Raw genomic sequence first — 14,545 nt, 5'->3', positions numbered from 1 at the left:
GCGCCTCCTAAACTTGATTTCCGAAAAACGAGAAAACAAAAGGCCCCTCCCCATCAGGGGAGAGGCCTTGCCGATCACGCCGCCCTGCGGACCGGGGCGCTTGCCAGCATCCGCCCCGAGGGGACGATCATGCCGGCCGCACCGTCAAGCCAGCCCTCGATGAGCTCCAGCGCCAGGAAGCGCGAGCGTTCGAAGGGACCCGGCATGACGAGATGTTGAGCCTTCCCGGAAAAAAAACCGAAACGTTCGTAGTAAGGGGCATCGCCGACGAGCAGGATCGCGCCATGCCCACGGTTCTTCGCTTCCAGCATGGCGGCGCGCATCAGCGCCGAACCGACGCCCTTGCCCTCGAAGCTCGCATCAACCGCCAGCGGCCCGAGCAGCAGCGCGTTGATCGGCGTGCCTTCGGCGTTGACGCCGGCCTCGACGTTCCACAGGCGCACGGTGCCGATGACATGGCCGTCGCGATCGCGTGCAACCAGCGCCAGGCCTTCAGCCGGCACACGGCCGCGGCGGATCTTTTCCGACGACTTCTTGCGGCGGTTCGCGCCCATGGCACGATCCAGCAGGTTTTCGCGAGCCACGACGTCGCCAGCGTTCTCGGCGTCGATGGTAAAGACAGAAGGCGCAAAAAATGCGCGGACAGAATCAAGAACAGCGGCCATCGTGGCCTCCCGTACCCAAAACCGATATGAGCGGCGATTGATATGAATTGTGAGAATGCCGCCCCGGCTGGCTACGGGGCTGGCAATATTAGATGACGTAGGCCTTCAACGGCTCGAAGCCGTTGAACGCGACCGCCGAGTAGGTGGTTGTGTAGGCCCCGGTGCCTTCGATCAGGATCTCGTCGCCAATCGAAAGGGAGATCGGCAGCGGATAAAGATTCTTCTCGTAGAGCACGTCTGCGGAATCGCAGGTCGGGCCGGCAATCACGCAAGGCTCCATTTCGTCGCCGTCGCGCTCGGTCCGGATCGGGTAACGAATGGCTTCGTCCATCGTCTCGGCGAGACCGCCGAACTTGCCGATGTCGAGGAACACCCAGCGGGCTGCGTCGTTGTCCGACTTCTTCGAGATCAGCACGACCTCAGTCTTGATGACACCGGCGTTGCCGACCATGCCACGGCCCGGCTCGATGATCGTCTTCGGCAGGTTGTTGCCGAAGTGGTCACGAAGGCTCTGGTAGATCGCACGACCGTAAGCTTCCGCCGACGGAACATCACGCAGATACTTGGTCGGGAAGCCGCCGCCCATGTTGACCATCTGCAGGTGGATGCCCTGCTTGGCCAGCTGAACGAAGACGCGCTTGGCGTCGGCGAGAGCCGAATCCCAGGCATCGACCTTGGTCATCTGCGAACCGACGTGGAACGACACACCGTAGGACTCGAGGCCGAGCTGATGCGCGTAGACGAGAACGTCCACAGCCATCTGCGGGACGCAGCCGAACTTGCGCGACAGCGGCCATTCAGCACCTTCACCATCCGTCAGGACGCGGCAGAACACGCGGGCGCCGGGAGCGGCACGCGAGATCTTCTCGACTTCCTCGTGGCTGTCGACCGCAAAGAGGCTGACGCCGAGCGCATGCGCGCGGGCAACGTCGCGTTCCTTCTTGATCGTGTTGCCGAAGGAAATACGGGCAGCGGTTGCACCGGCATTGAGCGCCATTTCGATTTCAGCGACTGACGCGCAATCGAAGCTCGAGCCCATGTCGGCGAGCAGCTTCAGGACTTCCGGAGCCGGGTTTGCCTTGACGGCGTAGTAGATCGCGCTGTCCGGCATGGCGTGACGGAAAGCAGAGAAATTATCGCGCACGACGTCGAGGTCGACCACGAGGCAGGGACCGTCGGGACGTCGGGTTGCGAGAAAGTCGCGGATGCGCTGGGTGGTCATATCGATTCCCTCTTCCAATTCCAGAGCTCCGGAAAACCGGAGGACAAAGGGCAATCAATCGCTCGCATAGGAACCAGCCGGTGGAGACCCCGGAACCTTAGCAAGCGCTTGATAGCGCAAATGATGGATCAACGCCGCGAAAGCGACATGGATCCGGCTTTGTCTGCCATGGATTGGAGGGAGCTCCCTACCGCACTTCCGGCAATGAAGGTGTGCCTCTTCAGTAACCCCCGCTGATGGAAAGCAGGGAGAGAACAAAAAGGCCCGCACCGTCGTTGCTTCAGGCGTCCTCGCATTTTCCGGTTGGCCAGAATAGCGACTGGAGGGGTTAATTCCAGGTACCTTACCGATTTCCTCACCAATTCGAGGGTTCGGCGGACACCCATGGGCACGTGCGACTTTGGGCTGACCACGAGATAGGAATATTCGCCGTCATAATCAAGCGGTTTTTTCGCATCTCCCGGCAGAAAATATTTGAACAATACACCGCAATTTGTTCAACGTGGTAAAACGGCCCGCAACCGACTGATTTGAATGGTGGTTCGGCGCTTTTTCAGGAGATCGTCATGGACACCCTCACCCGCATCCGCGCCTTCATCGATGTCGTTGAAGCAGAAGGCTTTTCGGCTGCGGCGAGGCGCACCGGCCGCTCCAAGGCGCTTTTGTCGAAATATGTGCGTGAATTGGAGGACGAACTCGGCGCCCTGCTGCTGAACCGGACGACCCGCCAATTCTCCATGACCGAGGCCGGTCATACCTACTACCGCACGGCATCCGACATCCTGAAGGAGATCGACAACCTCGCCGATCTCGTGCGCGAGAATAACGCCCAACTGAAGGGCCGACTGAAGGTCTCGGTGCCACGCACCTTCGTCGATGCCGAGGTCGGCCAGTCGCTGATCGACTTCGCCAAGGAAAACCCGGATCTCGCGCTGGAGATCGCCGCGGACGACCGATTCGTCGATCTCATCGAGGAAGGCTTCGATGTCGCCATTCGCGTGACCAAGCTCGAGGACTCCGGCATGATCGCCCGCAAGATCTCGGATTTCCGCGTCCATCTTTGCGCGACACCCGACTTCGTGGAGCGCCATCCGGATCTTGCCCACCCATCGGATCTGTCGAACGTCCCCTTCATCGTCGACACCAACTCGCGCAGCCAGGGCAGCATTCGCTTCTACAATCCGGACAGCACATCTTTTGCCGTTGCGGTGACAGGCCCCATGGAGGTCAACAGCCCACATGCGACGCTGCGCGCCGCACTGTCAGGCATCGGCGTCGCGCTGATTCCCGATTTCATCGCCCGCAAGCCGATCGAGAGCGGCGAGCTGGTGACGCTGTTCAACGATTACATTCCGACCGATCGCGGTATCTATGCCGTCTACCCCCATCGCCGCTACTTGCCGGCCAAGGTCCGCATCTTCGTCGACTACCTTCACAATTGGTTCAAGAAGCATTCCTGACCGCTTCCCGTCTGGGGCCGGTCCCAATTCCGTCCCATTTACTGGCGAGGAATCAGGTGAGTTTGGGATCCCGTAGTAAGAGCACGCATGAAGAAATCGACATTCCTGATGGCGTCGCTCCTGTCGCTTTTGCCAGCCGCAGCCTTTGCACACCCGCATGTGTTTGTCGAAGCGCGGCTGGAGGTCGTCGCCGATGACGACGGCAACGTTGCTGAACTGCGCAACGTCTGGCGCTTCGACGAGATATTCTCGTCGTCCGTCGTGATGGATTTCGACAAGAACACCGATCTCAAGCTGGACCCGAACGAGCTGGCCGAGGTCGGCAAGACCGTGCGGGATTCGCTGGTCGACTACGACTACTACATGAACCTTACGATGAACGGTAAGAATATAAAGGTCGAGAAGCCCGACCTGATCCATGTGGACTACAAGCAGGGTCAGTTGCTGATGTTCTTCGCCGTCAAGCCGGCAGAAAAGATGCCGCTCAAGGGAGGCCTTACCTTCGGTGTCTACGACCCGACGCTCTACACCTCGATCGACTTCCCGACCGACAACGAGCTGGTTCTGGTCGGCGACCGGTTCAAAAGTTGCAAGCACCAGGTCGTCCGCCCCGATGCCGACCAGGTGATCGCCGAGAACAAGCAGTCCTTGACCGACGCTTTCTTCAACGACCCGACGGGGACGAACATGTCGAAGCTCTTCGCGACGCGACTGGATCTCACATGCTGAGACACCGGCTTCGGCCGATTGCGCTCGGCGCCGCATTCGTGCTGGTCGCGGGCATGGCCGTTGCGCATGCGCAGTCGCCGCTCGGCATCGGCACATCGGAACCGAGCTTCCAGCCGACGGGCGGCCCGCTTGCTCCCCTCCTCCTCTATGTCAATGCACAGCAGCAGGCCTTCTATCGTGCCCTGACGGGTGCGCTGCGAGCCATGCGTGCGGATTCCTGGCATCTCTGGGCGCTGATCGGCCTCTCCTTCGCCTATGGCGTCTTTCACGCCGCCGGCCCCGGGCACGGTAAGGCTGTTATCTCCTCCTACATGATCGCCAATGAGATCGAGCTGAAACGCGGCGTATCCATCTCCTTCGTCTCCGCCTTCCTCCAGGGATTTGTCGCAATCGCACTTGTCGGCGGCGCATGGCTGGTGCTGCGCGGCACCGGCATAAGCCTGACGGCCGCGACGCAGGCGATGGAGATCGCCAGCTTCATCCTAGTCATCCTCTTCGGTTGCTGGCTGTTGTTCCGCAAGCTGCGGGGGATCATTGCAGGCATGCCACGCCGTGAGGTCATGGCAACGTCGTCTGGCCCCGTCAGCATGATGCTGGACTGGCAGGACAATGCAGCGCAGAAGCAAGGTTCGAGCTACGCCTTCGGTGAAGCACAGGCGCTCAGAGCCGGGCACAAGTTCATTGCCGGCATGGCCTGCGAGACCTGCGGCCAATCGCACATGCCCGATCCGTCCCTGCTCAAGGCCGAGAAGTTCAATGTCCGCGAAGCCTGGTCGGCCATCATCGCCGTTGGCTTACGCCCCTGCTCGGGCGCGCTGCTGGTCATGACATTCTCGCTGCTGAACGGCCTCTATCTCGGCGGCGTGCTATCGGTGATCGCGATGTCGCTTGGCACCGCGATAACGGTCGCGATGCTGGCAACGCTCGCGGTCACTGCCAAAGGCACTGCGATGCGCCTCGCCGGGCGCGGCTCAGCCGCGTCGGTGTGGATCGGGAATACGATCGAAATCCTAGGCGCCCTGCTGGTGATTGCCATGGGCGCACTGCTGCTCGGCGCCTCGCTACAGGGCTAGAGCCTACGGCGCTATTTACCGCGCTGGCGCTGATATCGCGCCCTCAGCCAGAAGACGACGAAAAAAGCCAGAACCAGGCACGCGCCGACACCAGCCGCCAGATACGGCGAGTAGCTGCCAAGTGCGAGAATGATGGCCGGCATGAAATAGAGCACGAGGCCGGCGGCCATAAGGATGATGGCCGCCGCAATTGCCTGCGAACGGCCTTCCGATCTCGGATCCGTCACTCTGTCGATTCCTTGGTCAGCTCGGCGCGGATTTCCTCCAGCCGCCGCTTCTGCTTGCCGTCTGCATCAAAATTGCTGGGAGACAGCCAGGCCTCGAACGCTGCGTTCAGGACAGGCCATTCGGAATCGAGCATCGAAAACCAGGCCGTATCGCGATTGCGGCCCTTGGAAATCATGTGCTGGCGGAACACGCCTTCGTAGGTGAAACCATAGCGGGCCGCCGTCGTCTTGCTCGCCTCGTTCAGATTGTCGCATTTCCACTCATAGCGCCGGTAACCGAGATCCTCGAAGACATGCTTGGCCATCAGATAGTGAACTTCGGTGGAGAGCGGCGAGCGCTTCATGTCGGCACCGTGCGCGACGCCGCCGACCTCGACCACGCCATTGGCCGGATCGGCCCGCATGTAGTTCGCCATGCCGACGATCTTGCCGGAGCTGTTGTCTCGGAAGACATGCGTCAGCCAACCCGATTTGGCGACCGACTGAAGCCAGGCGGCGAAGTCCTCGGTACCTGTAAAATCGGGCTGCGAGAAGTAGCGCAGCAAGGGATTGATGGCCATGCCGCCAAGTCCGTCCCACAAAGCCTGCAGATGCTGCTCGCGGACATAGGGTTCGACGGTGACAAAACGCCCCCTGAGGGTCACCGGCTGGGGTGCCGGACAGCCCTTGAAATTCGATAGATCGCGCATACGCTCCTCCGGGTAAGGAGACATGGCTTAGGCCAGCCGCCTGGGAAAGGCAACTGGCCGAATGATGCTTTTAGAGGCTGACCTTGGCGGAGGACACCGTCGCCTCGATGTGGTCGACCAAAGCATCGGGAAGGCCAAGGCGACCAGCCAGCAGGTCGAGATAGCCGCGCTCGGCGCGCGAATCCGGCTCAATGGTCAGGCGTGACGCGGTGTAGAGCTCCACCCGCTGCTCCTCAGTCTCGGCGGCGGCAACCAGTGCGTCGAGATCCGTCGGCTGCGACAACTCCCGTTCGATGAAGAAGGCGGCTTCGGCGGCGACATCCGCGGCCTTGATCTTCTCGAGGATTAGGGCGCGTTCGTCATCGTTGACATGGCCATCGGCCTTGGCCGCGGCGATCATGGCGCGGATGAGAACGAGGACGAATTCGTTGCTTTGGGCGGGGGAACCGGTGCCGAAGCCGGAGTCAGCGGGGGGCGGCAGCAAGGCCGTCCTTGGTGGGGGCGCATCGGACGGAGTGGCCGGCGCCTGCCCTGCCTGATAATTCTTGTAGGCCTGATAGCCGAGACCCGCGATCGCAGCGAGACCGCCGATAGTAAGCGCATTGCCGGCAATGCTGCGTCCAGCCTTGGTCCCGAGCAGAACGGTTGCCAGCGCACCGGCTTTCCACGGATTGTCCTTGGCCATCTGGATCGCGTCGCCCGCCCGGTCCTTGACGGTACCGCCGACACCCGGCACCTGCGAACCCAGAAACTGCTCAAGAAGCTTCTTCGCGTCGATCATTCCTCATCATCTCCCTGTCTAGAGGCCAAATGGGAGATAGGTGCTGACGCCCAAAATACAAATGCAGGCGGAAATTCCGCCTGCATCAAATGCCGTTTATCCTGGAATCAAGCCTTCAGTGCAGCGGCTTCCGACGCGAGCTTGGTGATGCCGGCCCAATCGCCCGCAGCAACCAATTCCTTCGGAGCCACCCAGGAGCCGCCGACGCAGATAACGTTCGGCAGCGACAGGTAATCCATCGCATTCTTCAGCGAGATGCCGCCGGTCGGGCAGAAGACTGTACCTGCGAGCGGCGAAGACAGCGCCTTGAGATAGGCAGCGCCGCCAGCCTGTTCTGCCGGGAAGAACTTCAGCACCTTGTAGCCTTCCTCGCGCAGCGCCATGACCTCGCTTGCGGTCGCAGCACCCGGCAGCAGCGGAACGGAGGAATTGCGGGCCGCATCCAGCAGCTCCTGCGTCGCGCCCGGGCTGACGACGAATTTCGAGCCGGCAGCGACCGCGGCATCCCAATGGGCGGCGTTGAGAATAGTGCCGGCACCCACCTCAGCGCCTTCGACCTCGTCGGCAACGGCGCGAACGGCATCGAGGGCGGCTGGCGTGCGCATGGTGATTTCGATCGCCTTCAGGCCGCCTGCGACAAGAGCACGCGCCAGCGAAACCGCGGACTTGACGTCATCGACGATCAGAACCGGTACAACAGGCTGAAGTTTCAGGATGGAAAGGAGCTTTTCTGTCTTTTCGCCCATGGCCGCTTGATCCTTTTGAAACGATTGAATTCGGGTCTCGAAATACCTCCAAGGGTGCGCTTTGTCGAGACAAAACCTATCCTCGTAACAGAATGGGTACCCATAGCGGGAAAATTAGGCTAGCGTAATAAAATCGTCACAAAAGGTCATCGGAAATGGCGAAAGAAATCGAGCGGAAGTTTCTAGTACGCAGCGATGCATGGCGTTCCGAAGCCGAGACGAAATCGAAGCTACGGCAGGGCTACATTGCCTCCATGGACGACCGATCGGTCCGCATTCGTGTGCTGGATGACAAGAAAGCACGGCTGACGGTCAAGATAGGCCGCAGCACGATGACGCGCGACGAATTCGAGTACGATATCCCTGTTGGCGACGCTGAAGAGCTCTTGAAGGAGGCAGTCGGCATTGTCATCGAGAAGACGCGCCACCGCGTCCCCCATGATGGTTTTGTCTGGGAGGTCGATGTCTTCGCCGGCGAGCACCACGGACTGGTGATCGCAGAAGTCGAAATGGATTCGGAAGACGACAATCCAACGCTGCCCGCCTGGATCGGCCGTGAAGTTACAGGTGATTTCCGCTACTCAAATCAGGCCCTTGCCACCGAATTCGAGCACGATAGGCATGCCTTTTCGCATACGGCCTGACCACCATCTCACAGACGAATTTCGTAGAGCGGCCGCTGGCCACCTGCAAGAGGCGATAGACATTATTGAAGAGAGGCCGAATGGCACGCACGAGGCCATCCATGACTTCCGCAAGAACCTGAAACGCGTTCGCTCGCTCTATCGCCTCGTCGCCAGGGACATCCCGGCCTTTCGCGAGCGGGAGAACGCCAGGCTCCGCGACGTCGCCAAATCCGTCTCCACAATCCGTGATGCCGCGGCGCTGATCGACACTGCCGTCTACCTGAAGGAGAACGCGCGCGATGCCGAGGAGGGTGAGACACTCGGCCGCATCGTCTCTGCACTCGAGATGCGCCGCGATCGTATGCTTGGGGCCGCCGAGAGCGGCCTGGAGCAGCGGCTATCGGAAATACCCGGCATGCTTGGGGAGGCCATCGCCGCGCTCGACACAATCGAGTTCAACGGCCGTCAGAGCAGGAATGCGCGACTGATCGCCAAAGGCTGGCGAAAAACCGTCCGCGGAGCGCAGAAAGCAATTGCCTCCTGTCACGACGAAGCCTCGGCGGAAACCTTCCATACATTGCGCAAACGGACGCAGGACTACCGCGCCTATCACACTCTTCTCCGCCCCCTGTGGCCGACGGCAATGAAGGCGAAGTACGAAGCGGCCAGCCAACTCGTTGATCTGCTCGGTCACGTCCACGATCTCGATGTGCTCTGCGAACTCGTCGAGGCAGAGCCGCACCTTTTTCCGGGTGCGGACGATCTCGCCCGTCTGCTCGACGCCATCATCTTCCGCCAGCAGGAAGATCGGAATGCAGCGCTGGACCGTGCCGAGGATGTGTTCCCGAAAGATTATGACAAGGAAGCGGACCGGATCGCGCTGCTCTGGAGGGCCGTTGCTAACCGCGACGATCCCGCCGATTGCGTTCGCGGGCCGAAACCTGTATTTCCAGCCGCATGACAGACACGCTGACCCAACCGACGGCAGCGGCGAGCCCTTTTCTCGTCGCGGCGCTTTACCATTTTGTTTCCGTGCCGCGCTTCGAAAGCCTGCGCGAGCCGCTGCAGGCACTTTGCGAAGACAATGGCGTGAAGGGTACGCTGCTTCTGGCGCACGAGGGGATCAACGGCACGATCGCCGGACCGGACGCGGGCATCAAGACAGTGCTCGCCTACCTGTGCGCGCAGCCGGAATTTGCCGCGCTCGAGCACAAGGAAAGCCACGCATCGAAGATGCCATTCCTGCGCATGAAGGTGAAGCTCAAGAAAGAGATCGTCACCATGGGCGTCGAGAACATCGATCCGAACAAGGTGGTCGGCACCTATGTCGCGCCGCAGGACTGGAATGCGCTGATCTCCGATCCCGACACGATCGTCATCGACACGCGCAACGACTATGAGACGGCAATCGGCATCTTCCGCGGTGCTGTTGACCCGAATACGAAGACCTTCCGCGAGTTTCCGGACTGGGTGCGCAACAATACCGGCCTGCACAACAAGCCGAAGATCGCCATGTATTGCACCGGCGGCATCCGCTGCGAGAAGGCAACCGCCTTCATGAAGGAGCAGGGCTTCGAGGAGGTCTATCACCTCAAGGGCGGCATCCTGAAGTATCTCGAGGAAGTCCCGCAGGAAGAAAGCCTCTGGGATGGCGCCTGCTTCGTCTTCGACGAGCGCGTCTCGGTCGAGCATGGCCTAAAGGAAGGCGAACACAAGCTTTGCCACGCCTGCCGCAATCCGATAACAGCTGAGGAGATCACCTCACCTCACTACGAGGAAGGCGTTTCCTGCAGCAACTGCTACAGCACGCGCAGCGAAGACGACCGCCTGCGCTACCGCCAGCGGCAGCATCAGATCGCGCTCGCCAAGAAGCGTGGCCAAAAGCACATCGGAACCTGATTAGGCGGCGTTGGTGCGGCGGGTGGTGACCTTTGCCGCGCGCGACCGCATCAGCCGTTCGGTGATCTGATCGGCCGGCATCGGCCGGCCAAAGAAGTAGCCCTGTAACGTATCACAGCCGAAGAGCCGCACCGCTATGCCCTGCTCTTCGGTCTCGATGCCCTCGGCCGTGACCGGAATGTCGAGCGAGCGGGCAAGTGCCACCGTCGCCTGCAGCATTTCGCGTTGGCTGTCGCTTTCCAGGATGTCCATGACCAGCGAGCGGTCGATCTTGATGCGGTCGAAGCCGAACTGGCGCAGGTAGCCGATGGAAGAAAAGCCCGAGCCGAAGTCGTCGAGCGCAACCTTGACGCCGAGTGTCTTCAGTCGCTCGATCGCCTGCCGGGTACGCTGAGGGTTCTGGATCATGTAACCTTCGGTGACTTCAAGGGTCACCCGCTTGGCCTCGATCTCCGTCTGCTTCAGCACGTATCGGACATAGTCGACAAAGGCCGGGTTACGGAACTGCCCCGGAGAAACATTGACCGAGATGCGCAGTTCCGGCCATTGCTTGGCTGTCTCGCAGGCCTTGCGCAAAACAAAGAGCCCCAGCGCTTCGATAAGCCCGCTGGTTTCCGCAATGGGGATAAACACTTCAGGCGAGACCGGCCCGTGACCCGGGCGGTTCCATCGCACCAACGCCTCGACGCCCGTCATTTCATGGGTCGCAGCATCGATCAGCGGCTGATAGGCAATCTGCAAATCACCGCCTTCGATCGCCATCCGCAAATCGAGTTCCAGCGCATTGCGCTCGGCCCGGTCGGCGTCCATGGCTGGATCGTAAAGCGTCATGCGTGCACGGCCGGCTTCCTTGGCCTTGTACATGGCAAGGTCAGCCCGGCGCACCAGTTCCTCGCGGTCGATCGCACCACCCTCCGACATGGCGATGCCGATGCTTGCACCGATGACGACGACGCGCCGGCCGATCTCCAGCGGTTCTGCGAGGAAGTCCAGGATCTGCTCGGAAAGCTGCAGGGCAACGGCGTGCTCACTTTCGGAGACAAAAGCGATGGCGAACTCGTCGCCGCCGATGCGGGCGAGCACGGCGCCCACAGGAATGAGCACGTTGAGGCCAGCTGCGACCGCGCGGATCAGCTGATCGCCGGTGCCATGACCATAAGCGTCGTTGACTTCCTTGAAGCCGTCGAGATCGAGATAGAGGATGAGCACATTGCGATGCGTTTGCGCTGCCTCGGCAACGAAGGCGTCGATCGCGGTTCCAAGCCCATCTCGGTTCAACAGGCCGCTCAACCGGTCACGATTGGCTTCCTCTCGGGCAATGATTTCCTCGGCCTTGAGGCGGCGTAGCGCCAGCCAACCGATGATGAGAAGAACGATGAAGAACAAGCCGACAAGTCCGAGTGCCTTGACGACCATCGGACGAACTTCGCCATAGCCGATATCTCCGGGCCCCCGCGACAGCCAGATGAGCTTGCCGAGCATGGCCGCTTTGGCGTCGGCGATCGCCACCGAATACGGGGCTTCGAAATCAGGGGCGACCAGCTTCAAACCGTCGACCACATAGGTCGCGCCAAGTTCGGCCACCCTCTCGGAACCTAGGTGGCGGGCAAAGATGAGATAGCGATGTTTTCCTGCCGGCATAGCGAGCGCGCCGGATTTCTCGCGCACCAGCGCGACGCCGACCGCCGCAATACCGGATTTGGTATCGACGAAACCTGTCGCCTCCGGGTTGTCCTGCAGGCCCGCCGCTTTCACCTTGTCGAAGAGTGACCAGAGCGCGGGCGAGAAGAAATCGTCCAGCGCGCCTTCCATCGGCTTGCCTTCCTGATAGGCCATGATCGACTTCTTCTCGTCATCGATCACGATTGCCATATCGAAGAGGGAGCTGTTGACCGACATTTCGCCGTAGTTGCTGATCGTCCAGGCCATGCCATCGGCGGCATAGACGTTCACCGCGGCATCGTCCCAGGCTGCATAATCGTTGAGCGTCGCGCCCAACTGCATCTCGAAGGTCTTCAGGGCGCCGGAGACAGTTTCACGGGAGCGCTCGTCATCCAGCACGTTGGATCGATCCGCAACGCGCTCGAGCGCGCTCAACACGAGCGTCGTGACAATTGCGACAACAATGGCAAAGGAGAAAAGCACGCCGGCGACCGTCGCATGACGACCGATGCCCGATACTTTCTTGTTGCCCCCGAAAATTGCCCGCATTCATTGCTCCCCGATCACGGAAGTCTGCCAGCTAGGGCTCAAAAAACGGTTAAGGGATCGATGTAACGATTAATCATCGGCGATTTTTTCGCCATAACCGCTAGCCCCCAAAACGTCAGGAAAATACATTGATTACGCAATGTTTTCCGCAACTTGACGGAATGAGTCAGACGCCAACGCGATTGATTGCAGCGCAGAATTTTACAAGCACAGATACGAGAAGCCCGCTTTTCACGGCTTCGGCAAGGACGTCAGATTGTCCGCCATCCGTCTTGCCAAGCAACGAGATCTTTAGAAAAGCCTCGTCGACAAGCCGCAGCGACATCGTCTTCAGTACTTCGGTCAACTGCTCGAGGGCGAAATCGCCGCGATGCGAGGCATGCGCAATCATTGCGGGCTTGAACGGCACTTCGTCGCGGGAAACGAGCCAATCAAGCGCGTTCTTCAATCCCCCGGGCAGGCCATGGGCATATTCCGGACATGCGACGATAATGCCGTTGGCCGCACGGATCTTGGCTGCAAACTCTTCGACGATCGCTGGCGTGTTCTCGCCCTCGCGGTCCGGGTTGAAGATCGGCAGCTCGCCGATCAGCTCGCAGATCTCGACTACGACGCCTGCGGGCGCATTATCCCGCAGGGCTTCGAGCAGCCGGCGATTGGTCGAAGCCTTTCGCTGGCTGCCGCAGAGCGCATAGAGGAAGAGCGGCTTTTCCATGCGCACGGTTTAAGCCACGGCGCCGATTCGCGCCATGCGCTCGTCAGGTGCTCTTGTGGTTGCCCTTCGGGAACTGTGCCGCAAGTTCGCTGTACCACTTGCCGCTCTTCTTTACCGTGCGGACCTGGGTCTCGTAATCAACATGCACGAGGCCGAACCGCATCCGGTAGCCCTCGGCCCATTCGAAATTGTCCATCAGGCTCCAGGCGAAGTAGCCGCGCATCGGATACCCGTCCTTGATCAGGTCGGCGACGGTATCGAGGTGCTCGCTGTAATAGTCGAGGCGCGGCTGGTCGTCGACCTCGCCGTTGACGACGTCCATGTTGTAGCAGGCGCCGTTCTCGGTGATGTAGCACTCCGGCAGCTCGTAGCGGCGATAGAGATCCTCGACGACGTTCTTCAGGCCAGGCGCATATACTTCCCAGCCGATATCGGTCTTAAAGTCGCTGACGCGTGGCGCCTCGACAGTCCAGGGGAAGTCGCCGTTCTTTGCCGGATCATCAGCAACTCGCAACGGCGTGTAATAGTTGAGGCCCCACCAGTCGAGCTTCTGATTGATGATCTTGAGATCACCCTCTTCCACAACGGGCATGCGCTCGCCGAGTGCTTCCAGGAACTCCTTCGGGTACTCGCCCTTGAAGACCGGATCGAAGAAGGCGCCGTTGTGGAACTGGTGCGCGCGTTCGCCAGCCGCAATGTCGGCAGCGCTGTCGGAGCCCGGCATGACGGACATGGCGTTGAGCACGAGGCCTACAGGCACGTTGGGCGCTTCCGCGCGGATCGCTTCGACGCCGAGGCCATGCGCGAGATTCATGTGGTGCATGGCGTGAAGCGCTGCCTGCATATTGCGTTCGCCCGGCGCATGAATGCCATAGAGATGGCTGAGCCAGACGATGCACCATGGCTCGTTGAAGGTCGCGACGCTATCGAGGCGGTCGCCGAGGCGGGCCATCACTGTCTTGGCGTAGCGCTGGAATGCATAGGTCGTCGAGCGCGCCGTCCAGCCGCCGTCGCCGGCGAGAAGCAGCGGCAGATCCCAATGGTAAAGCGTTGCGAAGGTCTTGATGCCACGCGCCTTGCAGCCATCGACGAGACGATCGTAGAAATCGAGGCCCGCCTCGTTTACCGGGCCGGTACCATCAGGAATGATGCGCGGCCAGGCGATCGAGAAGCGGTAGGCGTCGACGCCCATGGACTTGATGAGATCGAGGTCCTGATCGAGCCTGTTATAGTGATCGCAGGCGACATCGCCATTGTCGCGGTTGAATACGCGACCCGGCATGTTGCAGAAGGCATCCCAGATGGAGGGCTTGCGGCCGTCTGCCTTGGAAGCGCCTTCAATCTGAAACGCCGCCGTCGCAACGCCGAACGTGAAATCGCCCGGGAAGCGGGCAGCAAGGGTCTTCGGATCGATCATGAAAATCCCGTTCTTCATGGTTTCAAGAGGCGGTTTAGCCAAGCGGACCGATGTTGTACAGCGTGGAAATGACAATGCTGTAACG

General features: G+C 60.6%; 15 protein-coding genes. 6 read left to right on the top strand and 9 right to left on the bottom strand.

Going from position 1 to position 14,545, the window contains the following annotated elements; translation table 11 throughout:
• Window positions 1-74: 74 nt before the first annotated feature.
• Together IB244_RS12580 and odc2 are read right to left on the bottom strand one after the other, a co-directional pair.
• A complete protein-coding gene (locus IB244_RS12580) occupies window positions 75-665 on the bottom strand; it encodes a GNAT family N-acetyltransferase (protein ID WP_018856560.1) in 591 nt (196 codons plus the stop codon).
• A gap of 88 nt (window positions 666-753) precedes the next feature.
• The gene (odc2, locus tag IB244_RS12575) at window positions 754-1,887 is read right to left on the bottom strand and encodes an ornithine/lysine decarboxylase (protein ID WP_025658907.1); all 1,134 of its coding nucleotides are present in this window, start codon (window positions 1,885-1,887) and stop codon (window positions 754-756) included.
• 566 nt (window positions 1,888-2,453) lie between these two features.
• Here odc2 and IB244_RS12570 point away from each other — a divergent pair.
• From IB244_RS12570 to IB244_RS12560, 3 genes are all read left to right on the top strand, one after another.
• Window positions 2,454-3,347: a LysR family transcriptional regulator gene (locus IB244_RS12570; RefSeq protein WP_018856557.1), complete on the top strand. Its 894-nt coding sequence runs from the start codon at window positions 2,454-2,456 to the stop codon at window positions 3,345-3,347.
• 87 nt (window positions 3,348-3,434) lie between these two features.
• A complete protein-coding gene (locus IB244_RS12565; protein ID WP_192304405.1) occupies window positions 3,435-4,076 on the top strand; it encodes a DUF1007 family protein in 642 nt (213 codons plus the stop codon).
• Entirely contained in the window at window positions 4,070-5,149 is a 1,080-nt protein-coding gene (locus tag IB244_RS12560) for a nickel/cobalt transporter (RefSeq protein WP_018856555.1), read from the top strand. The genes IB244_RS12565 and IB244_RS12560 overlap by 7 nt, the downstream gene beginning before the upstream one ends.
• An 11-nt stretch (window positions 5,150-5,160) precedes the next feature.
• Here IB244_RS12560 and IB244_RS12555 read toward each other — a convergent pair whose 3' ends face one another.
• The 4 genes from IB244_RS12555 to IB244_RS12540 form a co-directional block, all read right to left on the bottom strand.
• Window positions 5,161-5,376, bottom strand: coding sequence for a hypothetical protein (locus tag IB244_RS12555; RefSeq protein ID WP_018856554.1), 216 nt, complete (start codon window positions 5,374-5,376; stop codon window positions 5,161-5,163).
• Entirely contained in the window at window positions 5,373-6,065 is a 693-nt protein-coding gene (locus IB244_RS12550; RefSeq protein WP_192304403.1) for a GNAT family N-acetyltransferase, read from the bottom strand. Before IB244_RS12550 ends, IB244_RS12555 begins: the two co-directional genes overlap by 4 nt.
• Window positions 6,066-6,135: 70 nt before the next feature.
• Window positions 6,136-6,846: a tellurite resistance TerB family protein gene (locus IB244_RS12545; protein WP_192304400.1), complete on the bottom strand. Its 711-nt coding sequence runs from the start codon at window positions 6,844-6,846 to the stop codon at window positions 6,136-6,138.
• Between the two features lie 107 nt (window positions 6,847-6,953).
• Window positions 6,954-7,592: a 2-dehydro-3-deoxy-phosphogluconate aldolase gene (locus IB244_RS12540; protein WP_018856551.1), complete on the bottom strand. Its 639-nt coding sequence runs from the start codon at window positions 7,590-7,592 to the stop codon at window positions 6,954-6,956.
• 155 nt (window positions 7,593-7,747) lie between these two features.
• On the opposite strand from IB244_RS12540, the gene IB244_RS12535 reads away from it, so the two are divergent.
• From IB244_RS12535 to IB244_RS12525, 3 genes are read left to right on the top strand one after another with little or no spacing between them, the layout of a single operon-like run.
• A complete protein-coding gene (locus tag IB244_RS12535; RefSeq protein ID WP_018856550.1) occupies window positions 7,748-8,236 on the top strand; it encodes a CYTH domain-containing protein in 489 nt (162 codons plus the stop codon).
• Complete coding sequence (locus IB244_RS12530; RefSeq protein WP_192304398.1) at window positions 8,214-9,179, top strand: CHAD domain-containing protein; 966 nt, start codon at window positions 8,214-8,216, stop codon at window positions 9,177-9,179. The genes IB244_RS12535 and IB244_RS12530 overlap by 23 nt, the downstream gene beginning before the upstream one ends.
• Window positions 9,176-10,117 carry a rhodanese-related sulfurtransferase gene (locus IB244_RS12525; RefSeq protein ID WP_018856547.1) on the top strand — a complete coding sequence of 314 codons (942 nt, stop codon included), beginning with the start codon at window positions 9,176-9,178 and terminating at the stop codon, window positions 10,115-10,117. The genes IB244_RS12530 and IB244_RS12525 overlap by 4 nt, the downstream gene beginning before the upstream one ends.
• Here IB244_RS12525 and IB244_RS12520 read toward each other — a convergent pair whose 3' ends face one another.
• From IB244_RS12520 to IB244_RS12510, 3 genes are all read right to left on the bottom strand, one after another.
• Window positions 10,118-12,328 (bottom strand): EAL domain-containing protein, encoded by a 2,211-nt coding sequence (locus IB244_RS12520; RefSeq protein WP_192304396.1) that lies wholly within the window; start codon window positions 12,326-12,328, stop codon window positions 10,118-10,120. It lies immediately after the preceding gene.
• A 166-nt stretch (window positions 12,329-12,494) separates the two neighbouring features.
• Complete coding sequence (locus IB244_RS12515) at window positions 12,495-13,043, bottom strand: NADPH-dependent FMN reductase (protein WP_018856545.1); 549 nt, start codon at window positions 13,041-13,043, stop codon at window positions 12,495-12,497.
• Window positions 13,044-13,086: 43 nt separating this feature from the next.
• Window positions 13,087-14,460: a GH1 family beta-glucosidase gene (locus IB244_RS12510; RefSeq protein ID WP_192304395.1), complete on the bottom strand. Its 1,374-nt coding sequence runs from the start codon at window positions 14,458-14,460 to the stop codon at window positions 13,087-13,089.
• Between the last annotated feature and the right edge of the window lie 85 nt (window positions 14,461-14,545).

This window comes from Rhizobium sp. RHZ02, from assembly GCF_014851575.1.
GTDB lineage: Bacteria > Pseudomonadota > Alphaproteobacteria > Rhizobiales > Rhizobiaceae > Rhizobium > Rhizobium altiplani.
This window is presented reverse-complemented; position numbering and strand designations above follow the sequence as displayed.

Bases quoted from the DNA above. Each gene is read 5' to 3' on its own strand.
- IB244_RS12545 (WP_192304400.1), bottom strand. From the start codon at position 6,846: ATGATCGACGCGAAGAAGCTTCTTGAGCAGTTTCTGGGTTCGCAGGTG.
- odc2 (WP_025658907.1), bottom strand. From the start codon at position 1,887: ATGACCACCCAGCGCATCCGCGACTTTCTCGCAACCCGACGTCCCGAC.
- IB244_RS12550 (WP_192304403.1), bottom strand. From the start codon at position 6,065: ATGCGCGATCTATCGAATTTCAAGGGCTGTCCGGCACCCCAGCCGGTG.
- IB244_RS12515 (WP_018856545.1), bottom strand. From the start codon at position 13,043: ATGGAAAAGCCGCTCTTCCTCTATGCGCTCTGCGGCAGCCAGCGAAAG.
- IB244_RS12510 (WP_192304395.1), bottom strand. From the start codon at position 14,460: ATGATCGATCCGAAGACCCTTGCTGCCCGCTTCCCGGGCGATTTCACG.
- IB244_RS12525 (WP_018856547.1), top strand. From the start codon at position 9,176: ATGACAGACACGCTGACCCAACCGACGGCAGCGGCGAGCCCTTTTCTC.
- IB244_RS12560 (WP_018856555.1), top strand. From the start codon at position 4,070: ATGCTGAGACACCGGCTTCGGCCGATTGCGCTCGGCGCCGCATTCGTG.
- IB244_RS12530 (WP_192304398.1), top strand. From the start codon at position 8,214: ATGCCTTTTCGCATACGGCCTGACCACCATCTCACAGACGAATTTCGT.
- IB244_RS12565 (WP_192304405.1), top strand. From the start codon at position 3,435: ATGAAGAAATCGACATTCCTGATGGCGTCGCTCCTGTCGCTTTTGCCA.
- IB244_RS12570 (WP_018856557.1), top strand. From the start codon at position 2,454: ATGGACACCCTCACCCGCATCCGCGCCTTCATCGATGTCGTTGAAGCA.
- IB244_RS12535 (WP_018856550.1), top strand. From the start codon at position 7,748: ATGGCGAAAGAAATCGAGCGGAAGTTTCTAGTACGCAGCGATGCATGG.
- IB244_RS12580 (WP_018856560.1), bottom strand. From the start codon at position 665: ATGGCCGCTGTTCTTGATTCTGTCCGCGCATTTTTTGCGCCTTCTGTC.
- IB244_RS12540 (WP_018856551.1), bottom strand. From the start codon at position 7,592: ATGGGCGAAAAGACAGAAAAGCTCCTTTCCATCCTGAAACTTCAGCCT.
- IB244_RS12520 (WP_192304396.1), bottom strand. From the start codon at position 12,328: ATGCGGGCAATTTTCGGGGGCAACAAGAAAGTATCGGGCATCGGTCGT.